Source organism: Mesonia sp. HuA40 (assembly GCF_008017835.1).
Lineage (GTDB): Bacteria > Bacteroidota > Bacteroidia > Flavobacteriales > Flavobacteriaceae > Mesonia.
In genome coordinates, this window is the sequence record NZ_VRLT01000062.1 from 16,674 (window position 1) to 42,029 (window position 25,356).

The 25,356-nt window shown below is 35.3% G+C and carries 19 protein-coding genes; 15 read left to right on the plus strand and 4 right to left on the minus strand.

The features are described from left to right. Positions 1-70 precede the first annotated feature (70 nt). Positions 71-757: an NAD-dependent deacylase gene (locus FT993_RS11790; RefSeq protein WP_147862760.1), complete on the plus strand. Its 687-nt coding sequence runs from the start codon at positions 71-73 to the stop codon at positions 755-757. On the opposite strand, the gene FT993_RS11795 is transcribed toward FT993_RS11790, so the two are convergent. Beyond that, a complete protein-coding gene (locus tag FT993_RS11795; RefSeq protein ID WP_147862761.1) occupies positions 754-1,674 on the minus strand; it encodes a DMT family transporter in 921 nt (306 codons plus the stop codon). The genes FT993_RS11790 and FT993_RS11795 overlap by 4 nt on opposite strands. 247 nt (positions 1,675-1,921) lie before the next feature. Here FT993_RS11795 and purB point away from each other — a divergent pair, with 247 nt between their 5' ends. The 13 genes from purB to FT993_RS11855 all read left to right on the plus strand — a co-directional run bounded on the left by purB (position 1,922) and on the right by FT993_RS11855 (position 17,872). Beyond that, positions 1,922-3,256 carry an adenylosuccinate lyase gene (gene purB, locus FT993_RS11800; RefSeq protein WP_370450902.1) on the plus strand — a complete coding sequence of 445 codons (1,335 nt, stop codon included), beginning with the start codon at positions 1,922-1,924 and terminating at the stop codon, positions 3,254-3,256. An 84-nt stretch (positions 3,257-3,340) separates the two neighbouring features. Continuing rightward, positions 3,341-3,871, plus strand: a complete 531-nt coding sequence (locus FT993_RS11805; RefSeq protein ID WP_147862762.1) for a DUF3347 domain-containing protein — start codon at positions 3,341-3,343, stop codon at positions 3,869-3,871. A 784-nt stretch (positions 3,872-4,655) separates the two neighbouring features. Further along, positions 4,656-5,861 carry a hypothetical protein gene (locus tag FT993_RS11810; protein WP_147862763.1) on the plus strand — a complete coding sequence of 402 codons (1,206 nt, stop codon included), beginning with the start codon at positions 4,656-4,658 and terminating at the stop codon, positions 5,859-5,861. A 73-nt stretch (positions 5,862-5,934) separates the two neighbouring features. Continuing rightward, the gene (locus FT993_RS11815) at positions 5,935-6,546 is read left to right on the plus strand and encodes an HD domain-containing protein (RefSeq protein WP_147862764.1); all 612 of its coding nucleotides are present in this window, start codon (positions 5,935-5,937) and stop codon (positions 6,544-6,546) included. A 39-nt stretch (positions 6,547-6,585) separates the two neighbouring features. After that, positions 6,586-6,939: a DUF6660 family protein gene (locus tag FT993_RS11820; protein WP_147862765.1), complete on the plus strand. Its 354-nt coding sequence runs from the start codon at positions 6,586-6,588 to the stop codon at positions 6,937-6,939. 69 nt (positions 6,940-7,008) lie between these two features. Further along, positions 7,009-11,337 carry a CusA/CzcA family heavy metal efflux RND transporter gene (locus FT993_RS11825; RefSeq protein ID WP_147862766.1) on the plus strand — a complete coding sequence of 1,443 codons (4,329 nt, stop codon included), beginning with the start codon at positions 7,009-7,011 and terminating at the stop codon, positions 11,335-11,337. Positions 11,338-11,339: 2 nt separating this feature from the next. Continuing rightward, positions 11,340-12,500, plus strand: coding sequence for an efflux RND transporter periplasmic adaptor subunit (locus FT993_RS11830; protein ID WP_147862767.1), 1,161 nt, complete (start codon positions 11,340-11,342; stop codon positions 12,498-12,500). Positions 12,501-12,511: 11 nt separating this feature from the next. Then, the gene (locus FT993_RS12375) at positions 12,512-12,652 is read left to right on the plus strand and encodes a hypothetical protein (RefSeq protein ID WP_187240811.1); all 141 of its coding nucleotides are present in this window, start codon (positions 12,512-12,514) and stop codon (positions 12,650-12,652) included. 53 nt (positions 12,653-12,705) lie between these two features. Beyond that, positions 12,706-13,314 carry a uridine kinase gene (gene udk, locus FT993_RS11835; RefSeq protein WP_147862768.1) on the plus strand — a complete coding sequence of 203 codons (609 nt, stop codon included), beginning with the start codon at positions 12,706-12,708 and terminating at the stop codon, positions 13,312-13,314. A gap of 91 nt (positions 13,315-13,405) precedes the next feature. After that, positions 13,406-13,729, plus strand: coding sequence for a septum formation initiator family protein (locus FT993_RS11840; protein ID WP_147862769.1), 324 nt, complete (start codon positions 13,406-13,408; stop codon positions 13,727-13,729). Next, on the plus strand, positions 13,716-15,098 hold the full coding sequence (locus FT993_RS11845; protein ID WP_147862770.1) for a methylmalonyl-CoA mutase subunit beta: 1,383 nt from the start codon (positions 13,716-13,718) through the stop codon (positions 15,096-15,098). The genes FT993_RS11840 and FT993_RS11845 overlap by 14 nt, the downstream gene beginning before the upstream one ends. A 16-nt stretch (positions 15,099-15,114) precedes the next feature. Continuing rightward, on the plus strand, positions 15,115-17,241 hold the full coding sequence (gene scpA / locus FT993_RS11850; protein WP_147862771.1) for a methylmalonyl-CoA mutase: 2,127 nt from the start codon (positions 15,115-15,117) through the stop codon (positions 17,239-17,241). 157 nt (positions 17,242-17,398) lie between these two features. Further along, positions 17,399-17,872 (plus strand): YciI family protein, encoded by a 474-nt coding sequence (locus FT993_RS11855; protein ID WP_255504498.1) that lies wholly within the window; start codon positions 17,399-17,401, stop codon positions 17,870-17,872. A 67-nt stretch (positions 17,873-17,939) separates the two neighbouring features. Here the strand turns inward: FT993_RS11855 and FT993_RS11860 are convergent, their stop codons facing one another. From FT993_RS11860 to FT993_RS11870, 3 genes are all read right to left on the minus strand, one after another. Further along, positions 17,940-21,629, minus strand: a complete 3,690-nt coding sequence (locus FT993_RS11860) for a T9SS type A sorting domain-containing protein (RefSeq protein WP_147862772.1) — start codon at positions 21,627-21,629, stop codon at positions 17,940-17,942. A gap of 191 nt (positions 21,630-21,820) precedes the next feature. Beyond that, positions 21,821-22,348 carry a T9SS type A sorting domain-containing protein gene (locus FT993_RS11865; protein ID WP_147862773.1) on the minus strand — a complete coding sequence of 176 codons (528 nt, stop codon included), beginning with the start codon at positions 22,346-22,348 and terminating at the stop codon, positions 21,821-21,823. Between the two features lie 141 nt (positions 22,349-22,489). Further along, positions 22,490-23,242, minus strand: a complete 753-nt coding sequence (locus FT993_RS11870; protein WP_147862774.1) for an NYN domain-containing protein — start codon at positions 23,240-23,242, stop codon at positions 22,490-22,492. A 247-nt stretch (positions 23,243-23,489) separates the two neighbouring features. Here FT993_RS11870 and FT993_RS11875 point away from each other — a divergent pair, with 247 nt between their 5' ends. Beyond that, entirely contained in the window at positions 23,490-24,590 is a 1,101-nt protein-coding gene (locus FT993_RS11875) for a transporter substrate-binding domain-containing protein (RefSeq protein ID WP_147862775.1), read from the plus strand. Positions 24,591-25,356: the final 766 nt, after the last annotated feature.

Below are 25,356 nucleotides of genomic sequence, written 5' to 3' on the forward strand. Positions count from 1 at the left end.
ACACCCAAGAAATCCATAAAAATTTTATTATTTTTTATTTTTTAAATTGCTATTTAATTATTCAACTAATATGAAAAAAAAGCTAGTAGTTTTAAGTGGTGCTGGAATATCTGCAGAAAGCGGTATTCAAACTTTTCGCGATGCTAATGGTTTATGGGAAAATCATGATATTATGCAAGTAGCCTCTCCCAGAGGATGGGAAGAAAACCCCGATTTGGTCCTTTCATTTTATAATCAAAGACGCAGACAATTGAAAAAGGTACAACCTAATGCAGCTCATTTGGCTCTAAAAGATTTAGAAAAATTTTATGAGGTTTGCATCATCACCCAAAATGTAGACGATCTTCATGAACGCGCCGGAAGCACCTCTGTTATTCATCTTCACGGTGAACTCTTAAAAGCCAGAAGTTGTGTAAATGAAAATGAAGTGCTTTACTGGCCAAATGATTTAAATATTGGGGATTTTTGTTCGCAGGGAAAACAACTAAGGCCACACATTGTTTGGTTTGGCGAGGCTGTACCTAAGCTGGAATTGGCCATTTCAAAAGTTACTCAAGCCGATATTATAATGATTGTAGGCACTTCTATGCAAGTCTATCCCGCAGCAGGTTTAGTTGATTATGCCGCCCCAAAAACTCCTATTCATGTAATTGATTTAAATCCGCACACTAAACCAAAAGGCAATATTTTTGTCTATCCAGAAAAGGCGAGCCTAGCTTTACCCCAACTGGCTAAGGTACTCATAAAACAGGCTTAACCCATTTTAGGCGATTTAGGTTTTATATTTTTTACTCTGATTTTTCTTGATAAAATCCTACTAGATTTATCAAAGGGAATAAATGTTATTGCAATACCACTCAACAATATTAAGCTACCTACAAGCATTTGAAAGCTTATGGGTTCATTTAAAAGCAACCAGGCTAAAAAAGCTGTTAAAACCGCCTGGCCTAGTAAAGCCAAACTAACGCGTGTGGCCCGCATTTTACTAACGGCATAATTTAGCGCTAGCCAAGCTATTAATTGGCATACCACAGCCTGGGTAAGCAAAACAAACCAAGCTTGTGCAGAGTGATTGATTAAGTTTTCTTGTGCGATTAAATTTAGTATTCCTAAAAAAACCGAAGAAGCGGCTAGGTTAATCAGCATGAAGCTGGTAATTTTCATATGGTCTAACACACGTTTAGACACTAAAAAATAAATAGAGTAAAAAACACCCGATAAAATTCCGAATAAAAAGGCTCGATCAAATTCAAGATTTAAAATAAATTTGAACCCTACAATGGTTACCATACCCAAAAGTGCTACTACTGTTCCTACCCAAAAATTTGTTCTTGGTTTATCAGCTAAAAACAAGAAAGCGCCTATACCTACCCAAATCGGCGACAAATTGGTGAGTAAGGTGGCTTGGGTAGCCGTTGACTCCTCGATTGCAATATTCCATACGGCAACATCGGCACCAAATAGGGCACCACAAAGTAATGCTAAAAATATAAATTTTAAAGATGACCATCTAAAGGCTTTAGTAAACAAAACTATTGGGAGTAAAATAATAAAAGCAAAAAACATGCGATAAAAGGCCGAAACCAATCCAGATGTATACCCCATTTTAACCAATATAGGGAAAACCGATATACCTAAAATACCGGTTACTAAAGCTAACTTTTCCCGTTGCATAGCACCAAATTTAAAAGGCCAAAATTAGTTCAAATTTCAATACGATTATTTTTTTAACAAAATTATAATCAACTCTTTTTAAGTAAATTAAAAAGCCTGTTTCTTAAATTTAAATTGTTATAACTCTAGTGCTGTCCTTTTCGGATTTAATTCGTAAAAAGCCAAGGCAATTTAGGCTCAATATATTTTAAGCTAACAAAAAAGAAATTATCTTTGTTTGCTTATTGAAAACAACACAACTATTTTTATGAATGCACTACAAGCCATAAGTCCGATTGACGGAAGGTACGCTTCAAAGACAAAAGAATTGATACCTTTTTTTAGCGAAGAGGCTTTGATTAAGTATCGCGTTAAAATTGAAATTGAATATTTTATCGCTTTATGCGAAATACCCCTACCCCAACTGAGTCATATTGAAGCTGACTTGTTTCCAAAATTACGCACCATTTATGAAAACTTTACCAGTGATGATGCACAGAAAGTTAAAGATATAGAAAAAGTTACCAATCACGATGTTAAGGCCGTTGAGTATTTTATAAAAGAAAAATTTGATCAATTAAAACTAAGTGAAGCTAAAGAGTTTATACATTTTGGGCTCACCTCTCAAGATATTAACAATACGGCTGTGCCCCTAAGTTTAAAAGATGCATTAGATCAAGTCTATATCCCAGAAATAGACGCGGTTATTGAAAAATTAAACCAACTAGCACAAGAATGGGAAGCGATTTCACTATTGGCGAGAACTCACGGTCAACCCGCTTCTCCTACTCGATTAGGGAAAGAAATCGCCGTATTTGTAGAACGTCTTAATCAACAGCGCAAACTTTTATTAGAGCTACCAACAGCAGCCAAATTTGGCGGTGCTACAGGTAATTTTAACGCACATCACGTAGCTTATCCTAATGTAGACTGGAAAAATTTTGCAGAGAGTTTTGTCGAAGGTTTAGGGATGAAACATTCTTTTCCTACAACTCAAATTGAACATTACGACTATCTAGCCGCTTGTTTTGATGCTCTTAAACGAATCAATACAATTTTAATTGATTTAGATAGAGATATATGGACCTATGTTTCAATGGATTATTTTAAACAAAAAATAAAAAAAGGAGAAGTTGGTTCATCGGCAATGCCACACAAAGTTAACCCAATTGATTTTGAAAATAGTGAAGGTAATTTAGGAATTGCAAATGCCCTATATGAGCATTTGGCAGCAAAATTACCTATAAGCAGATTACAACGTGACCTTACCGATAGTACTGTACTGCGTGCAATTGGTGTGCCTTTAGGGCATAGTTTAATCGCATTTAAAGCTACCTTGAAAGGATTAAATAAGTTACTTTTAAATGAAGAAAAACTACAAGCAGATTTAGAGAGCAATTGGGCGGTCGTTGCCGAAGCTATTCAAACCATATTAAGAAGAGAAGCCTACCCATCGCCTTATGAGGCATTAAAAGGACTTACTCGAACCAATGAAAAAATAAATGCCGAGAGTATTGCTGCTTTTATAGAAACTCTAGAAATAACCGACGAGGTTAAAAATGAACTTAAACAAATAACACCACAAAATTACACGGGTATTTAAAAAACCAGACGCCCGAATGGTTTTATTACCCAATTATAAAAGGTTATTGTATTAACTTTTCAATAACTAAAAATCTATTTTAAGATGAAAAAAAATTATATTGTACTTTACCTAATCTGCATATTGAGCTTAATAGCTTGCCAAGAAAATACAAAAAAGACGGAAAAAGGTGTAGAAAAAACTAAAATTAACGCTAAGAATAAGGAAACCAGTACAGTTGGTTTTAAAGACAATCAAACCGAAACCGATTTTAAGTACTATTTAGCACTACAAGAACAATTGGTAGCGGGCCAAGCAGAAAAATCTAATGCCATAGCTAAGGATTATATTCAAAATGCCATTAATAAAGACACTGAAATTTTTGAAATATACCAGTCTATCACTAATGCCAACGATATAGAATCTATACGTGAGCATTTTTTAAAATTATCTATTGTTTTAGAACAAGAAATCGATAAGCATTTAAATTCTGGTACTATTTATAAAATTAACTGCCCTATGGCATTTAATAATGGAGGTGGTTTCTGGTTTTCTAAATCTGAAGAAGTTCTTAATCCATATTTTGGAGATAAGATGCTACGTTGTGGAAGCGTTACCGCTACGCTTAGAAAATAAGTTGGAATAAAACGAGTGTAGTCCTAATTGCACTAATAGAAAAATATGGTTTATCTGGTTGTTTTAAATGGGTAAACCATATTTTTTTAAAAGCCATAGTTTCTATTTTCTCGCCTATTACAAAGAAAAAATCGCATTTAATGCTAGTTTTCTAATGCTACATTAAATTCAACACCTACTTATAAATACTTAAAACGCAAGGCGAGTTTCTTAATTGAAAGTAGGATATGAACAATGATTTTAACCCTAAAAAGATTTACAGATTTTGAATTACTAACTCCTTGATGCTAGATCTTGGTAAATAAACCCTACTTACCTATTAATTATTATAGAGGGTTTATAAAGATGATTAAAATGCTCTCCTATTGCAGCAAAATCTGAAGTGAAAATTTAGTCTACCTACTAACAAGCCTAAAGCTAAAACTAGCTTTTTGAACAAATAACCAAATCAAAATTACCATTTCGCTAATTTGCTATTCTAAAACATTCAAAAAGAAATTGTACCTTTACAAGAGTAACTAACCTAAGATGGTCGAAGTTAATAATCAATAGGTATTGTTTCAAATATCAGCTCGAAATAGGATTAAGCTAGTAACAATTAAGTATGCCGTTGGAGATTGAATAGAAGAGATAGCTTTCAGCATTATTTTTGTATAGCAATATCATAAATATAGCAACAGTAAATTAATTTTCCTGTTTTTAGAATTAATTAAAACGTATGCTAGTTATAAATAAATTAGTACAGGAGTACTCGTAAGCGCTTTGAACTCTGGAAATATTTTTAATGAAAAACACCATATTATTTATCATTTTATTGGTAGCTGGAGGATATTTAGCCTATATCGTTTTCAATAAAGAAATGCCAAAACCAAGAAGCTATTTAACTGAAAATTCACCAGAAACTTCTCAAAACAAAAAATCAACTAATCATAGTCACGTAAACTTGATAGGGCAAAATCAATGCTTGGTTTGTAAGCAAGAAATTAACATAAATGAAGAAAGTTCAGTTCAAATAAAACCAAAACAATTTTTAGTTTCAAACAGTTTATATGCTAGTTCTGAGATAAAGATAAGGAGTGTACAACCCGATTTGTCCCATTACTACCAGTTAAAAGTAAAACCTAAATCTTATAATCCTATTTACTACCGCCAGGCTCGGCCCTCACCAGGAACTTTTAAATTAAACCCAGCACTAAATAAGTTCCTAATCACGCAACCGGGAGAAGTAATCGGTAAATTTTTTCCTAAAAACTTCGCTGGCTACCAGCTTGCTTATTTAAAAGCTTTAAGATCTTCAAATAAAACAAATAATATAATCTCATTAGAAAATAATTTGTACCAAATTGGATTAAACGCAGAAGAGATAAAAAAAATTAAAAAAACGGGTAAACCCTTGCCCTATATTGAATTTAAAGCACCAAATTACGGAAAAATAATCTTAATTGATTCTAGTGAAGCAAATGAGGAGCAATTTGATTTGCCGCTTTTTGAATTTAGCAATAAGAATCTCAAAGAGCTTACATTTAAGATTCCTGATAGTTGGAAAATGGCAAAAAACTTTACCGAAAAAATTTTTGTTACCATTAACAATAACGACATTCCTTTAACCTACCTTGAAAAACATGGTTTGATTCTCAAAAATGAACAAGAAACCTTAATTAAAATACTAGTTGACTTTAAGAATATTCCTTTTGAAGACGCCGAATTACTTAACGTTTTTCTACCAAAACAAAGATCCGAAAAGGAAAAAAAACCGCTTTTAATTCCTCAAGAGTCTTTAACAACGAATGCCAAAGGAGAACAAATTCTATATGTAAAAACCTACCCTAAGCATTTAATTTTTGAATCGCGCAAAGTGGTAGTTAAAAAACACTCCAAACTCAATTACGAAGTTATAAAGGGGCTTCGACCAGGTGAGTATATTGTAACTCAAAATGTAGAAACGCTAAACGCCATAGAGAGTATCTACGAATCAAACTATCAAAATTAGAACCATATTTACTTACAAAACACAATAAACAAGAATAATTTTAGTTTTAGAATAGCATAGTAAATTTAAATATATGTCGGCTATTTTACAAAAAGCATATAATCATTGTTTTCGTATATTAAAAGAGAGTAGATGTAATTTCCTAGACTTTCATAATTGCCAACACACCCAAGAAGTCTATAACATTGTAAAAACAATTGGGACATATGAAAAGCTAGATAAAGATGAATTGGAAATCGTTTTATTAGCAGCGCTTTTTCATGATACAGGAAATACACAAACTTTTCAAGGTCACGAGATGCTTAGCGCACATAAAGCTAGCTGTTTTTTGAATCAAAATAAATATCCCAAAACAGGTATTGAAAAATTAACCAATTGCATCTTAGGAACCAAAATGCCGCAACAACCTAAAACTATTTTAGAGAAAGTGCTTTGCGATGCAGATTTAGCACATTTAGGATCAACCGATTTCCAAGAAAAGAATAAATGTTTACGTTTAGAGTGGCACAACCAACTCAATTTATCTTTTACAACCAAAGAGTGGCTAGAGCTGAATTGCTCTTTTCTGGAGAATCATACTTATTTTACAAGTTTCGGAAAAAAGTTTCTAGAGCCTCAGAAGCAAAAAAACATGATTAAAATAAAGAATTTATTAAACCAAAACAACATTCAAAAAATTGCTTAAGTAGTATAAGTTCCCAAAAAATTTAAGTAATTTTGTTTTATGAGGTTAGTTGTTTTTATCTTTTCTGTATACCTGTTGGGACTTAATTTGGTTCCTTGCGATGATGGTTTACACAATGAAAACAACCTTAGTAATTCAAATTATATAGAACAAACGACTGCCAATTTTTTGGTTCTTGAAGCTATTCAAGAGTATAATGATTTAGAGCATCACCACGAGTTTGACCTTTGCTCTCCTTTTTGCCAATGTCATTGTTGTCACATCCACATCATTTCAATGCCAAGTTTGAAATACCAGTTGAATTTGAGTTTAAAAAAACGACAAAAGCCTCAATTGGAGCAACAATTCCTAGAAAACTATCCAAAAAACCTATTGCAGCCTCCCCAGGTCTAAAAATTATTCCATAAAAAAAACTTGGCCTCATAGGCTAAGCCTTATTGTTTAATTTTTTATATCTATTATATGATTAACCGCATTATTGATTTTTCAATCAAGCATAAAATGCTTATTGGAGTGTTCATTCTAATTTGGGTAATACTGGGGCTTTATAGCGTTAACCAAGTACCAATAGACGCCACTCCAGATATTACCAATAATCAAGTTCAAGTAATTACCGAATCGCCAAATTTAAGTACAGAAGACGTTGAGCAATTTGTTACCTACCCTATAGAGTTGGCCATGAGTAACCTTCCAGATGTTGAAGAAGTACGCTCAATTTCTCGCTTTGGATTATCGGTAGTAACCATTGTGTTTAAAGATGAAATGGGCACCTACCTACCTAGGCAATTGGTAAGTGAAAAACTAGAGTTGGTTCGCGCCGAAATACCAGAAGGCTTTGGCAACCCTAATTTAAGTCCTATTTCAACAGGTTTAGGAGAGATTTATCAATATACCTTAGCCGTAGACGATAACTTTAAAGATGAATACACCCTAACCGATTTAAGAGTAATTCAAGATTGGATAATAAGCAGGCAATTAGCCTTGGTATCTGGTGTTGTAGAGGTAAATGCCTTTGGCGGAAAGGAAAAGCAATTTGAAGTGGCAGTTGACCCTCGTCGATTAAAAGCTCTAGACCTAACCATCGCCGATGTTTTTCGCAGTTTAAAATCTAACAATCAAAATGCTGGAGGTGCTTATATCGAAAAGAATCATCAAGCTAATTTTATTAGAGCCAAAGGCTTAGCTAAAAATATCAAAGACATAGAACAAATGCTTATTACCACCAAAGCAGGGGTACCGGTGCGCGTTAAAGATGTAGCTAAAGTAAAAATAGGACACAATTTAAGGTATGGAGCGCTCACTAAAAACGGTAAAGGCGAAACGGTTGGCGGTATGATCTTGATGCTCAAAGGAGCAAACTCCAATGAGGTCATTCAAAATGTAAAAGATAGAATGACCCAAATAGAAAAAAACCTACCAGAAGGGATTAAAATTGAACCTTATTTAGATAGAAGCAATTTAATTGAACGCACTACCAGTACCGTAAAAAATAATTTACTAGAAGGAGGCTTAATCGTTATTTTTATCTTAGTCTTGGTTTTAGGAAACTGGCGAGGAGGGCTCATTGTAGCCTCTACTATTCCATTATCTTTACTTTTTGCATTTATTTTAATGCATTACTTTGGGGTATGGGCCAATCTTATGAGCTTAGGAGCAATTGATTTTGGTATTATTGTAGATGGTGCTGTAATAATTGTAGAAAGTAGTGTTTTTTACCTGAGCGCCTATTTATTAAAGCATAAAAAAATAACGCAATCTAACAAAGAGAAGCTTGTTTCAAACTCCTCAAAGAAAATGATGAATGCCGCTTTTTTTGGTCAGCTCATTATTATCATTGTTTTTATTCCTATTTTGAGTTTAGAGGGTGTTGAGGGTAAGATGTTTAAACCCATGGCCCTAACATTTATCTTTGCCATGCTCGGCGCTATGATTCTCTGCCTCACATACGTACCTATGATGACGGCCTTGTTTCTTAAAGCAAAGCCTGCAAAAGTAAAACGATTTAAAAAAATAAATCAAAACATTAAAAAGTTAGAATCGGCTTACACTAAAGCCCTGAGTAAAAGTTTAAACTGGGGGCGCTGGTTTGTGGGCAGTGCAATAATTTTATTAGCGCTTGCCTCCTATACTTTTATTCAGATTGGAGCAGAATTTATTCCGCAACTTGATGAAGGTGATATTGCTTTTCACACCATACTTAAACCTGGAAGTTCGCTTAGCGAAACGGTTGCCACTACCACACAGGTAGAGAAAATAATTTTAGATAAATATCCAGAAGTCAAATCGGTAATCAGTCGTATTGGTGTAGCCGAAGTCGCTACAGATCCTATGCCTATGGATATCGCCGATACTTTTATCATATTTCATAATGATCTTGAATGGACTACTGTGCCAGACAAAGAGGCTTTTATAGCCGCTGTAAAAGATGATCTTAATCAAATACCCGGTATTTCATACGAGTTTACGCAGCCTATAGAAATGAGATTCAATGAGTTACTTACAGGAGTTCGAGAAGATGTGGCGATTAAGATTTTTGGTGAAGATTTAAATCTTTTAGCGCTTAAAGCGGAAGAAATAAATGAACTCATAAAAAATGTGCCAGGAATAGCTGAGGCTAAAGTTGAAGCTACCACTGGATTACCTCAAATAACTATCGATTACAAGCGGAATAAACTGGCACAATACGGTTTGAGTATAGAACAAATAAATGACCTCATTACTACCAGTTTCTCAGGAAAAAAAGCCGGGGTAATTTTTGAAGGCATTAAAAAATTTGATTTAGTAGTGCGACTCCCTGAAAATCAACGAGCCAATGCCAAAAGTATTGAGAATCTATTTATAAAACTGCCCACAGGTAATCAAATACCCTTACGAGAAGTAGCAGCGGTTAAGTTTGAAACTGGCCCTATGCAAATAAGTAGAGATAATACCAACCGGCGTACCTATGTGGGTATAAATATAAGAGATCGAGATGTGGCTTCGGTAGTACAGGACATACAACAAATTTTAGACAAAAAACTAGTACTCCCACCTGGATATTACTTAGAGTATGGAGGCGCTTTTGAAAACTTAGAACGAGCAACAAAGAAACTTAAAACCCTAGTCCCACTCGCTCTATTACTCATTTTTATACTCATTTATTTTGCCTTAAAATCCGTAAAGCAAACCTTAATAATCTACATGGCTATTCCGCTAGCAGCCATCGGCGGTGTGTTTGCTTTGGTTTTGCGTGGGATGCCTTTTAGTATATCGGCGGGTATTGGTTTTATTGTACTTTTTGGGGTGGCCGTTTTAAACGGACTTGTTTTAATTAGTAGTTTTAACGCGCTCAAGCAAAATAAAGAGTTATCCTTACGTGAGCGCATATTAACCGGAACCAACCAGCGTTTGCGCCCTATTATGCTTACCGCATTAACCGATATTTTAGGTTTTTTACCTATGGCGCTATCAACCTCGGCAGGTGCTGAAGTGCAGCAACCACTAGCCACTGTGGTCATAGGTGGCCTTATAACAGCAACTTTACTAACCCTATTTATTTTACCTATTTTGTATCAATGGATTGAAACAAGAAAACATAAGAATACCAATAAAAAATGGGCATTGGCTACCATTACATTGCTATTGGTAAGCATCCCTACACAAGCGCAAAGCATTGAAAATCTACCAGCGTTAAGCCTAAAAGCCGCAATTGATACGGCAACAACCAATTTTCCACAAATTAAAAATGATTTACTTACGGTAGAACAGAGTTTACAAGCAAAATCAGAAGCTTATAATTGGGGGAATACGCAAATTTTCACCGGTGCCGAAGAACTTAAAGATGGTCGCGGAGTGTATAATCTTATTGGTATTAGTCAAAACAACATTGAACTTTTAGGTATAGGCAGTAAAACAGCTTGGGCTAGGGCAAAACTAGAACAGGCAGAAGGTTTAAAAAAGCTTTCTTATGAAAATCTAAAAAAGACCGTAAGCATTAAATGGACAGAAGCTTTAATTGCCAAAAAAACGCTTGAAGTATATTTAGCTCTTGACAGTATCTACCAAGAATTTGAACGTGCTATAAATATGCAATATGAAGTTGAAGCAATATCCACCATGCAAAGGGATGCAGCAAAAAACCTAATCTTGCAAAAAAATATAGCCTTACGCCAAGCGAAAAGTGATGTAGAGACTAAGCTTTTAGGCCTAAATCTATTTTTATTTACCAATACAATTTATGATGTAGCCGATCATCTAAACACAATAGATAACTGGTCAACAAAAAACTTTGAGGAAAAAGAACATCCAGAATTTATTCTCAGTCAAAAAAACGAAGCCTTGGCCCAAGCAGTTTGGCAAAAAGAAAAAAGTAAACGCCTGCCTAGCTTTAACCTAGAATATGTTTTTCAAGAAGTAAATAATCAAAAAGGTTTTGCAGCCTATCAAATTGGTCTAAATATTCCTATTGTAGATGGGACCTTAAAAAGCCGAATAAACCAGGCTAAACTTGCCTATCAAAAACAAAAAAACAACCTCGACTTTAAAAAACGAGAACTAGACCTTAAGTTTAAAATGGCTTATAGCAACTATCTGCAAGCAAAAAGCAACTGGGAAAGTTACCAAAACACCGGTTTAAACTTAATTAAAAAACAGAAAAAAGGAGCGCTCTTTGCGTTTAAAGAAGGTGCCATTAACTATATTGAATTCACACAATTGGTTAATCAAGCAGTTGAAACCGAACTAGATGCATTGCAAAGCTTACAAGCTTATTTAATGGCAGTTCACAATCTTAATTATTACAATCCTAATTAATCATGAAATATATACTATTATCTTTATTGTTGTTTGGCTTTACCGCCTGCCAGAAACAAGATAAACCTAATCAAGAAAAAAACGAAATTGCAACTGGTGTCGAGCACCACGATGATATTTTACTTAGTAAAAAACAGGTAGAAGTATTAGATCTTAAATTAGAGCGTTTGCAAAAGCGCAATATGGGGCAAACCATCACGGTAAACGGCACTTTAGAAGTTCCACCACAAAATGAAGCAAGGGTAAACAGCCCCATAGGAGCAAATGTTCAAAATATTTTGGTCATTGAAGGGCAACAAGTAAAAGCCAATGAAATCATAGCCTATCTGCAACATCCCGACATTATCGAATTGCAAACTACCTATTTAGAAAACTATAACGACCTGATTTACTTGAAAAAAGAGTATGAACGGCAAAAAAAATTATACGAAGCCGGTGTAGGATCGGGAATGAACTTTCAAAAAGCTGAAGCCGATTTTAGAGCTAAAAACGGTCTAATAAAAGGCTTGGAAGAAAAATTAAAACTGCTAAATATTTCGGTGACCAGCTTGCAACAAGGAACAATACAAAATAAAGTAGCCATTAAAAGTCCACTTGATGGATATATACAAAAGGTAAAAGTCAATATAGGGCAGTTTGTAGCTCCTCAAACTACTCTAATTACTATTCTTAATGACCATCACGTTCACGCCGATTTTTTGGTTTATGAAGACCAAGCTCATTTGGTAGAAGAAAACCAGAAAATCAAATTTAGAATCGGGTCAAGTGAAAAAGAATTCGAAGCGATTATCTTTGCCACCTCAAAATCTCTTGAAAAAGAAGCCAATGCTATTCACGTTCATGCCGAAATTAAAGAAGATGACTTTAAATTCATTCCGGGAATGTATTTAGAAGGCCGTATTTACTTAGAAGAAACAATGCAGTGGGCTTTTCCCAATGAAGCCATTGTAAAAGAGGGTACAAATGCTTTTGTTTTTGCGGTAAACCCTAATAAAGAAAATTATAGCTTTGAGCCTATATCGGTAATTCCTCAAACTAACGATGGCAGCCATACGGCTGTAAAATTTTTAGATGAGCAGCCAGATAAAACGCTTTATGCTATGAACAACGCTTATTATATTTTGGCTGAATCTAAAAAAGGAGAAGCCGATCACAGTCATTAATATCCATTCACATGAGAAATTCAGACACTTTTACATTTTGGGTAGCAGCCATTATAGTTTTACATTTTATCGTTGGCTTTATTTGGCTTATTATCAAAATGTCACCTAAAAAATCAGATAAAAAAAGAGAATTAGACCAAGATAATGAGTAAGCGGCTTTATAAAAAGCATAATTATTTCTTAATTTTGCCTAAAAATTAATTAAATGCTAATAATTGGAATTGCTGGTGGTACTGGCGGTGGTAAAACGACAGTAGTAAACACCATTGTAGATGAATTGAAACACGAAGAGGTGGCTGTAATCTCACAAGACTCTTACTATAGAGACACCAGTGAACTCAGTTATGAAGAACGTACACAAATCAATTTTGACCACCCACAATCAATCGATTTTGATTTATTGGTTAACCACCTAAAAGCTTTAAAAAAGGGAGAAGCAATAAATCAACCTATTTACAGTTTCAAAGAGCATAACCGTACAGGAGAAACCATTTTAACCCACCCTAAAAAGGTGATGATTGTAGAAGGAATCTTAATTCTAACCAACCCGAAGTTACGCAAAATGTGTGATATTAAAATTTATGTGCACGCTGATAGCGATGAGCGACTCATAAGACGTTTGAAGCGAGACATGAATGAAAGAGGCAGAGATCTTGATGAAGTTTTAAACAGGTACCAAACCACCTTAAAACCCATGCACCAACAATTCATTGAACCTACAAAAGAATTTGCCGATATAATTATACCCTACAACCGCTACAATACAGTGGCGGTAGATATAGTGCAAACTATTATAAAAGAAAAATTAGCTTAGTCTCAAAATCCTTACTCAATTCTGTTGGTAAGGATTTTTTTTCAAAATCATTACCCTAACTCAGCAATCGAATATTTTGTATCTTCGTACTATGCGATTAAAAGCCTTATTTCAAAATCCTTGGTTTAAATTCTTGAGTAATAAATATGTGCTCCTGCTTTTGCTATTCGGGATCTGGATGCTTTTTCTAGACAGCAATTCTTGGTTGGTTCATCAAGAACTAAATGAAGAAATTCACGAATTAGAAGAGAACAAGGCTTTTTATGTAGAAGAAATTAAAAAAGACACCAGCATTTTAAGGAAACTCGCTGAACCAAAGGAGTTAGAGCGCTTCGCACGCGAAACTTATTTTATGAAAAAAGAAAATGAAGAGGTGTATATCATAGAATATAAAACAAAACATGAGCAAGAATAATACAACGCTTTTAGCGGATTTTAATTCGGTTTCTGCAAAAGAGTGGAAAACAAAAATACAAGCCGATCTTAAAGGGGAAGATTATAACAACTTAATTTTTCAAGATAGAAACGGAATTGATATAAAACCATTTTATCACCAAGAAGAGACTGAAATTGGCTATATGCCAAAATCTCCAAAAAATTGGTTAATTACAGAGTCTTTCGAAATTAGTGCAAATACAAATATAGATGATGTTCTTGAAGTTCTAGAAAAGGGAACACAAGCACTTTGGCTCAAGTTTAAACAAAATAGCCCTAACCCTATCGCTTTTGTCGAGGCTCTTTACTCTAAAAACATTCCGGTTTATCTAGATTTTGAATATCAAAAGGAAGAAGAAATTAATACTTTAATAGAGTTCCTATCCGGCAAGAATCACCAGTTTTCTATAGGGGTAGACTGTATCGGTCATTTAGCTAGCACAGGAAATTGGCATCAAAACCTAAGAAAAGATTTTGAAGATTTTAACTGGTTGATTAAGGCGCAAGGTACTTTCCCCATATTCCTAAGTATTCGTACAGAAATCTATGAAAATGCCGGGGCCAATCATATACAACAGGTTGCTTATGCGATGGCTCACGTAAACGAATACTTAAATCATTTAAGTGTTCATTTTCCAGAAAAATCGAAAAATTTTAAACCGCTATTCCATGTAAGCATAGGTGGAAATTATTTTGCAGAAATCGCCAAATTAAAAGCTTTACGAATAATATACAGCGAGATTGCCGAAGCCTACGAAATACCACAAGATATAGAAATCTTAGCATTTCCTAGTTTAAGAAATAAAACTTTATATGATTACAATGTAAATATGTTGCGCACCACAACAGAAAGCATGAGTGCCATCTTAGGTGGTGCAAATTGGGTAGCAAATACAGCCTATGACTCCGTTTTTCACCATGATAACAATTTTGGCCGACGTATTGCTCGTAATCAATTGCTAGTTTTAAAAAATGAAAGTTATTTTGATAAAGTGAGTAATCCTGCAGATGGAAGTTATTACTTAGAAAGCCTAACCCAGCAAATATCCGAAAAGGCATTAAGTATTTTTAAATCTATAGAACAAGCTGGTGGTTTTATAACTGCTTTAACGGATGGAACCATACAACGTAAAATAGAAGAGATTGCACAAGAAGAATTAAAATCTTTTGAACAGAAAGAAAAAATACTAGTGGGAACAAACAAGTATTTGAACCTTGATGATAAAATGAAGAATGAACTTGAAAAAACACCTTTTCTAGAGAAATTTCCTCGCAAAACTTTAATCAAACCGATTATTCAAAAACGTCTTGCAGAAGGAATAGAAAATGAGCGTTTAACTAACGAATAAAGCAGCCATCAAGATTATGAAAAGAAAAGATTTACAACATATTCAAATTAAAAAGCAATCGGTAAAAGTCCCGAATACAAACGAAACTTTTCTCACAGCCGAAAAAATAAGAATTAAAAAAGTATACAGTCCACAAGATATTGCCAGTTTTAAGCACCTCAACTATGCAGCAGGAATACCGCCTTATCTAAGAGGTCCTTACAGTACGATGTATGTAAAAAGGCCGTGGACCATTAGACAATACGCAGGGTTTTCAACTGCCGAAGAAAGTAACGCATTTTATAGACGCAACCTAGCGGCTGGTCAAAAAGGACTATCGGTTGCCTTCGATTTACCAACCCACCGAGGCTATGACTCCGATCACGACCGCGTGGTTGGAGATGTAGGAAAAGCTGGTGTTGCCATTGATTCGGTTGAGGACATGAAAATACTCTTCGACCAGATTCCATTAGATAAAATGTCGGTTTCTATGACTATGAATGGTGCCGTACTGCCTATCATGGCTTTTTATATTGTCGCCGCAGAAGAACAAGGCGTAGCACCTGAGCAATTAGCAGGTACCATTCAAAATGATATTTTAAAAGAATTTATGGTGCGTAATACCTACATATATCCGCCTAGCCCTTCGATGAAAATCATTGCCGATATTTTCGAATACACCTCGCAAAACATGCCTCGTTTTAACAGTATTAGTATATCTGGTTACCACATGCAAGAAGCAGGCGCTACTTGTGATATCGAGTTGGCTTATACCCTAGCCGATGGTCTAGAATACATCCGTAAAGGATTAGAAGCAGGAATGGATATTGATAGCTTTGCTCCGCGTTTATCCTTTTTCTGGGCCATAGGTATGAATCATTTTATGGAAATAGCCAAAATGAGAGCCGCTAGAATGTTATGGGCAAAACTTGTAAAACAATTTAACCCTAAAAACCCAAAGTCGTTGTCTCTACGCACACATTGCCAAACTAGTGGATGGTCGCTTACCGAGCAAGACCCCTTTAATAACGTGGCCAGAACCTGTATTGAAGCTGCCGCAGCAGCCTTTGGCGGCACCCAAAGTTTGCACACCAACGCACTAGACGAAGCCATTGCGCTACCTACCGATTTTTCGGCACGCATTGCCCGTAACACACAATTATACCTACAAGAAGAAACTCAAATCACCAAAACAGTAGATCCTTGGGCAGGAAGCTATTACGTAGAAAGCCTAACAAATGACATCGCCCATAAAGCTTGGGAACTCATTCAAGAAGTAGAAGAATTGGGAGGAATGACCAAAGCCATTGAAAAAGGTATTCCTAAAATGCGTATTGAAGAGGCTGCTGCACGTAAACAGGCTAGAATTGATAGCGGGCAAGATATTATTGTAGGCACCAATCAATACCGACTAGAACAAGAAGACCCAATTGTAACCCTTGAGGTAGACAACCAAAGTGTGCGTAAACAACAAATCAAACGCCTAGAATCATTACGCAAAAATCGTAATGAAAATAAAGTACAAGAGAGTTTAGAAAAATTAACTCAAGCCGCAAAAACAGGCAAAGAAAATTTACTGGCCCTAGCGGTAGATGCGGCAAGAAACAGAGCTAGCATTGGCGAAATTAGTCTAGCACTCGAAAAAGTTTACGGAAGACATAAAGCACAAATAAAATCATTTAGCGGCGTGTATAGCAAAGAAATAAAAGACGACGAAAGCTTTAAGAAGGCGAGAGAAATGGCCAATCAATTCGCTACACTTGAAGGTAGAAGGCCTAGAATTATGATAGCCAAGATGGGGCAAGATGGGCATGACCGAGGCGCAAAAGTAGTAGCCACAGGATACGCCGATGTAGGATTTGATGTAGACATCGGTCCTCTTTTTCAAACCCCGCAAGAAGCAGCAAAGCAAGCCGTAGAAAATGATGTGCACGTTTTGGGTGTGTCGTCTTTGGCGGCCGGACATAAAACTCTGGTTCCTCAAGTTATCGAGGAACTTAAAACTTTGGGTAGAGAAGATATTATGGTCATAGTGGGTGGAGTAATTCCTTCTGCCGATTATGAGTATTTATTCAATGCTGGTGCCGTTGCCGTTTTTGGGCCCGGAACAAAAATTAGCGATGCAGCTATTCAAATACTAGAAATTCTTATCGATGAAGAGTAAAATTAGTTTAGTCATCCTTTTTAGGGCGTTACCCTAAAGGGTCGGGCTTTTGTTACAATCTTTGAGGTGTAAAAAAACCTCAAAGTATTTTCACGACAATCCCTAACGCAAAGCCATAGGATTTCTAATTTTAATTATTTTTATTAAATCAATGCCTATGAAAACTACTAAGACGCTTGTTTTTACTGTATTTATAATGTGCTGCCTCCACGCTATTGCCCAAGAAAAAATTGCCAATTCCAATTTTGATGATGCTTTAGCTCAAAAGTATGAAGCCGATGATTACGGAATGAAGTCTTACTTTCTGGTGATTTTAAAAACCGGTAAAAATAAAAGTCAAAACCAAGAATTATTGGCTAAAAGTATGCGCGGTCACTTAGATAATATTAAACGATTAGTTGAAAATGGCAAGTTGGTGGTAGCTGGCCCGTTAGGCACCAATCAAAAAAATTATCGCGGTATCTTCATTTTTCAAGGGGTAGAAAGTCAAGAAAAACTAGAAGCCATCTTAGCTACAGATCAAGCAATTAAAAATAATTTTTTGGCCTATGAGATTTATCCGTGGTACGGTTCTGCCGCCTTGCCAGCTTACTTACCCGTATCTGATAAAATTTGGAAGAAAAAGCCTTAGCATTTAAAAAACAATCCCAAATATACTCAGCATATACGGGATTGTTTTTTGCCTTATTATTCGTTTATCATTTCTTTATAAGTTTTTGAGTATATATAATATCATCAGCTTGAAGCTGAATATAATAAAATCCGTTTGGTAAGCCTTTCAAAGCATGAATTGATTCCTCTCCGCTAAAAGAATCAAGATTTAATTCCTTAATTCGCATACCCAATTGATTATAAATCGAAATCCTTAGGTTTTTACCGATAAGAGATTCGGCCTTGACCTGAAAATAATCCGTAAAGGGATTAGGGTAAACCAGCAAACTAGACTTTTTTAATAGTGGGTTAGCCAAGTTCTTTTGCTTGAACAACAAAGCAAACCGATTGGCAGCGATACTCTGCTGTATATCTTCATCGATTGTGAAATCTACTTGATTTGCCCCTATCGTAAGAGGAGTCTCTTGGTTTAAGTATCGATCTAATAAAAATACACTAACACCACCAAATGCTGGTAGATCAAAATTAAGACGGTAATTATTAAATCGGTAATTATTTACAAAGAGGTCTAAAGTGTCACCTATTACTGGCATTTCCCTTCGTTCTATACTTAAGTAATCGTTTTGATTGATTATGGCAATATTCTCATCTAGATTTCCCATTTTGGCAGCATCGGCCTCAGTCACTTGGTTGGTGTAAGCAGCATCAAAGCGTATAATAAAACTATCGGTTAAGTGCATATTAGAAGCCTCATTGGCATACAATTGACCGATTAAAGCCAAATCTTGCGGTTTATTCGATCTAAAAACCTGTGTGAAATTTTGCTTTACTTTATCTGCTTGGTTAAAAATTATTTTAGGGTTTGCTCCTCCGGTACGCACAAAAAACGCTTGATTTACCTGAATAATAGCATTTGCTTCTGAGCCGTCTGAATTGGTACCCGAAGGTAAATCTACCACAACAAAACCACCCCGCACATTCTTATTAGGATCCCAAATATAATATTGGTTCGGATTAATGTCTACAGATCGCGAAAGAACCTGATTTAAGTCAACTTGTGCTTGATAAGGATTACCGACAAAATTAAACGCTCCCGGTGTTGCGTTTAACTCACTGCTAGGCACTTCAAAATTGCCAGCTTGAGTCAAATTACCACGCATACGCAGGCGCGTGGTGTCTGGCTGACTTGCGTTTTGGGTCACATTTATGTCTCGACTACCACGCACCATTAAACGATAAGGAGTTCCTGCTTGCAAAGAGGTAGTCAAAGTGCTGCTAACAGCAAACCACTGTTGGTTCACATTATCAAAACGCCATAAAGAAGGGTTACCCGAAGGCGTTGCATCAAAACCGTTTTGACCAGTAGTTGAACCTGTAATATGCGTGCCGTAACCTGGATTAGGATTTAAAAAATTTGAATAATCCAGGTTGTTTGCCCCTTCTTGCCATTGATCGTGAATAGTTCTCGTGCTGGTTACCGAACTACTTAACAATCTGTAGGCTCTCTTTGGAGGGATAATTCTTTCTACCTCAACTTCTCCCTGTATATTCATGGTATTTGGTATGGGTCCTAAAGTACCCATTTGAACGGGGCTTTTGCTTCCAAAAATTAATTCACCGTCTATTTGCATTTTGTTTCCGCTCAATTGTAAATAATGGTGATTGATTAGTTTTTTATTTGGAGCAATAAATAGGTTCTTACCGCTAAAATCATTTTCACTCATCCAATCATCACCAATAAGTATATCTTTTGTGGTGGTAGCATCTGGCGACAATTGATTTACCCACTCATTGTTCATGAATAACAAGTAGTCTAGCTCGCCAGGATTTGCTTGGGCACTATCGGTTTCAATAAATTCGTTGGTAAGTATATTTTGGTAATTTCGCTTATCTTCTACTGCAATGTCGTTTTGCGTATCATCTAATAAGTTGCCATCTGCGGTATTCGCTGTACCGCCAATGAACATACGCCACCTTCTTGCTTTACCTGTTCCAAAAAACATATTTTGACTACCAGCAATAAACTGAGTATTGGTATTGATTGCCCCAAATTCTTGTTCAAAGGCTGCTTGTGTGGCTCCGCGTGAAATTAGCATAAAAGCATTTGGATGAATGTACGTATCAGCATTAGATCCTACCGCCAAGTCGCCTACCCTCCAAACGTTATTATTGTCCATTACCAATTTTATGTCTTTCATTTCAATAATTTGGTCTGAGGCATTAAAAATCTCGATAAATTCATTTTGATAATCAGCCGCATCGCTTATTTCGGTTATAAAAACAGTTCCGGGAGTAGGAACAACCGTAGCATTAAATACAGAAAAACTCAGGCTATTTTGCAGGGGAAACAAACCATCGTCAACACTTAATTGTAATCCTGTACCACTTTGAGTATGCGATATATTGTCAAATGATACCTTTCCGTTTACCGCGGTTTCGGTAACAGGACTACCTGCTAAACTACCTGTTGAGGTTAGGTTAACACTGAGGTTATAATCGGTGTCTATATTTCCGTTGGCATCGGTAGCAATGACCTGCACAGGTGGACTCATAACTTGATTTACAAAAACATCACTAGGCTGTTGCATAAAGCGTAATTCGCTGGCATCGACCTCAATACTAAAAACATTACTCGTAATGTCTCCCAGCAATAGTGGATCTGAAAAAGTTGAACCATTGTTTGCGGCTGTAAATCTGTGATTTGTCGCTGGAATTTTAAATTGAAGATCGGCTCCGTCTACTATATTAGTTTCTTTCAAATAAACACCCAGCAAAAATTCTAAAGACGCACCATCGCCTATGCTAATAGGCGGATTAAATTCTAAAATGATTTCTTGATTGCTAATATTGATTTGATTAATAGCATAGGAATTTAAATTTTCATCGATTAAGGTAAAATCTGCTAAATGGTCTTCCCACAAAGCCGTATTACCAGAAGCGGGCACAAAGCGCATTTGATTTACATAAGTAGGTAAATTGTCTCCGCTGCCTTGATCTTCTATAATGAACCCAAAAACCTCCTCTGCATTACCAGAAAGTGTAGCATTTAAAGCATCGATATTGGTTCCTGTCACCTGACTTAAAGGAGAGTAAACTTCTGTGGTGGCATCACCATTAATAGTGGGTGTGCCGTATATTTCTATATGATCTATAGCGATATCTTCATCTCCACTGTTTAAATTGAATTCAATTTTTAAGTTTAAGGATTGTCCTGTGGCAGGAATACTTTCCACAAATTGTTGAAAACTAGGACTCAATGCAATACCATCTCCTACCCCATCGAAATTGGTATCTATAGCTGGTTCTGTATTTGTACTACCCCCTCTAGACTCTATATGCAGTAAAGGAGTATAGCTACCGCTATTATCAACCTCATAAGAAATATGCACATAATCAGACGAATCCCAATCTTCATTGCCGTCTGAAGCATCCTCTTCTGCTAAGTAAACACGAAATTCTAAATTGGTATAGTAGGCGATATTGATATTTGAAAGCATTAAGCTTTGTTGAGCCGAAGCTCCCTCTCCATCAATATCTTGCGCGGCAAAAAAGAAATTACCTAACTTTCCCAAATAGCTCGGGTTTATATCTGTGCCGTCAGTGCGGATAAAATAATCTTCACTATTATCTGTAAACTCGAAGATACTGGTGCTATACCCCGCATTGGTTTCAAAATCTTGCAGATAAATCTGAGTTTGGGCTTTTAGCGAAAAAGTTAAAATAAAAAAGAAAACAATAAAAAAATAGGTTGAATAACCCTTGAAGGAAGCAAACATAATTTTAAATTTTTAACAAAAAAAATTTACAAATTATTTTACTTAAATGTTAATTTAATTTGAACAAAACGCTACAAAACATTAATCTTTTCAATTATAAACCCTAAAAATTTAATCAAATAGCAAACTAATTAAGTGATATAATAAACCCCAAATCATAAAACAATTTGGGGCGTATTGGTGTTAAGTATTTAATTTTTAATGATTTTTTTACCGATAGAACCTCTAATGGTATTGATTTTTACAAAATAAGTCCCTTGTGAAAGGCTTAAAATATCTACCCCTATTGATGCTTTTGAATGAAGGATTTGTTTACCAGATAAATCAAAGATTTTAAGCGAATTTATTACTATTCCTTTGGGCGTATTAATTTTTAATTCGTTCACCGCAGGATTCGGATACAGTTTTACCTCGACTAACTCCATCTGATTTGCAGAAAGACTCCCATTGTAATAGCACATATTATCGTAATAAGCATCCTCTCCATAATTATTATGCAACATATTAAAACCTTCAATATTTAATTGAGAAAAATTATTGGGGGTGTAAATTAAAGTATTATCTAAATAGTACTTTACTGCAGAAGCACTTACTTCTATACGAACATTTACCCAGCTTTGAGGTACCCAGCTAGCAGAAGTATAATCTGAAGAATAATTTTCATCGATAATAATATACACCATACCACGATTTTCCATTCCTATTCCGGCAACGGGCACAAATGTATCATTCGCATCAATTCCGTAAAGGGTGAATTCAAAATCTGAGCCTAAAGTATCGGTGATGAATGTATCATAAGAAAATGTAAAATCTTGACAGTTTCACATCCAGCAAGTTATCCTTCTTTAATAATAAGTATTTTAGCGTCTGTTTTTTCCTTTACGGACTTTATTCTTAACGTAAATTAATTTGTATTTGCTTTTTGACGTTTCCCGTTGTTCTATTTCAAATTGTTGAGTGGCTTTTATTAAAGGAGTCAGTTTTTCAAAGCCATAATTTCGGGAATCAAAGTTTGGTCTTTTTTTCTGGATTAATCCGCCTACGTCACCCAAAAAAGCCCAACCATCATCGTCAGACAAATCGTTTATAGTAGATCGGATTAAACCGATTTCCTTCTCGGTTATTTTATCTAAATTTTCTTCCGATTCGCCCTTATCGGCCGACTTATTTTCACTTTGATTTTTAAGAATTTCGATATAAATGAACTTATCGCAAGCCACAATAAATGGATTGGGGGTCTTTTTTTCACCTATTCCTATAACTTGCATTCCCGCCTCCCTTAAACGGGTAGCCAAACGTGTAAAATCGCTATCGCTAGAAACCAAGCAAAAACCATCCACCTTCTCACTATATAAAATATCCATCGCATCAATTATCATAGCAGAGTCGGTTGCATTTTTACCCGTGGTATACCCATATTGTTGTATGGGGGTAATGGCATTTTCTAACAACAAACTTTTCCAACGATTCAATCCTGGACGGGTCCAGTCACCATAAATCCGTTTGATTGTAGGATTTCCATATTTAGCAATTTCTTCCATCATTTCTTTTACTGGAGAAGAAGGAATATTATCACCATCTATTAATACGGCTAAATTTATATTTTGACTCATAATTTTTTAAAGTTAATAAAACAAAATGCGTTAACGCTGGCGTTCTAGGCAGAAAGTTACAGTTTTTGGAGGTAAATCCAAAACCAACTATAGTGTTTTAGTTAATTTAAAAGGGACTATGATTTGTACAAATTTTTATTTGCATTTAACTTTTTATACTTTCCAAAAAATTATGAAATACTGCTCTTTAGGATTTGACCTATAAATCTTTAATTTCTTTTAACTTTGTAAATTCTAAGGCTATTTTATGAAAAAGCAAGTACAAAATTACTTTTTGAGCATTTTATTTTTATTGCTAGCAACGCTTAGCGTGTCTGCTCAACTACAGGAAATAGATACAACCCTAACAACAAATTCACTAAAGGTAGGAATCGCGGGGAGCCAGCCTTTTGTTTTTAATAATGAAGAGCAAGATGGCATCGCATTAGAAATTTGGGATCGAATTGCGAACAAACAAGAATGGGATTACGAATTAAAGAGTTTTTCGACTATAGAAACAGGACTCCAGCAGTTAAATAGTAACCAAATAGATATGCTTATTGGCCCTATAAGTATTACTTCAAGACGAGTAAAGAGTTACAAATTTACGCAACCTTTTTATCAATCTAGTTTAGGTATTGCTTCTAGACAAGACGAAAGCGGGCTGTGGCAAAGAATCAAGCCTTTTTTTAGCATAGAACTTCTTTTAGCTGTAAGCGGATTTTTACTCATATTAGCGGTAGTAGGTACGTTACTTTGGTTAGCAGAGCGTCACGAATCACCAGATCAATTCCCTAAAGATCCTGTAAAAGGAATAGGGAATGGTATGTGGCTTGCTATTGTAACGATGAGCACTACGGGTTATGGCGATATGGCGCCCATTACTTTAAAAGGGCGAATCATTGCTGGAGCATGGATGGTCATTACATTGATTTTTGCTGGATCAATGATTGCGGGTATCGCAAGTACATTAACTTTAAGTGGATTAGGTACCTCTACAATCGATAAAATTGAAGAAATTTCAGGAAAAAATACGGCCACACTAACGGATTCACCTGCCATCGCAATTATTAAAGAACACAAGGCTAAAGTTACACAAGTAAGTAGTTTACCTGAAGCAATGCAACTGCTCAAAGACAAAAAAGTAGATGCCGTAGTTTACGATCGCCCACAGCTACTTTATTATCAAGTCAACCACCCCGAAGAAGAAATTTATGTGGCTAAAGCCGAATATTATAAACAAGGATATGGTTTTGCTTTCCCAGAATATACCAATAGACTAAGTACTATAAACTTGAAGCTACTCGAGTTAGCTGAAGAACAGGAAATACAAAAGATAGTTGACCGGTACCTTGGTAAAGACGACTAAGTTTTGTTTTTTTTTAATTAGGATTTTGAACAATAAATTAAAAACAACTTAAAATACAAGAAATCATTTAATGGAAAAACGACGTGTTTTTCAAACTCAATTATAACCGTACATATTCCTTTTTACATTATCGAGAATAATTAAAAGTTGCAGATTTATTTTATTCAAAGCTATTGTGACAAACTACCTAAAACGCTAAGTAAGTGTTATAACAGAATGCTTTAAAAGTAATGCTGGCCGATAAATTGCACAAAGAGTGCAATGGCCCTAATCTAAACCAATGAAATTCTGATAATTATTGTTGCGCTAAAATTATAATTATCTATTTATCATTTCAAAAAGCCTCTCCCCCAGTAACATTTTAGACCCATTATAGAAAAAACAAGCATTAATTTGAATGAGCTATTATCATATTCCTGTTGTATAGCAGCCCCTGCGCAAACGCTTAATCCTTAAAGGGAGAAATTCATTAAATTCTTTTTGTAGGCTTCCCCTAATTAGAACTGCTTAGTTTCCCAAAATTATATTATTATTTTGTTTTTTAATTCATCTTTTCAAGCGGTCAGATTCATTATTTTTCCGCTTTGCTTTTCATTCCGAGGTATTTTTGCCAGCGGCAGTCAGTCTCAAAACTACCAATTAATGCTCTTAAAAATAATATTTTTCTGATTTTTATGAAATTTATCGAGGAGTCAATATTTTTTGAAAATGATTTTTAGGGGCGTAAAAACAGTTTAAAATGAGTGCTAGTTGCATTTCTAGGTGA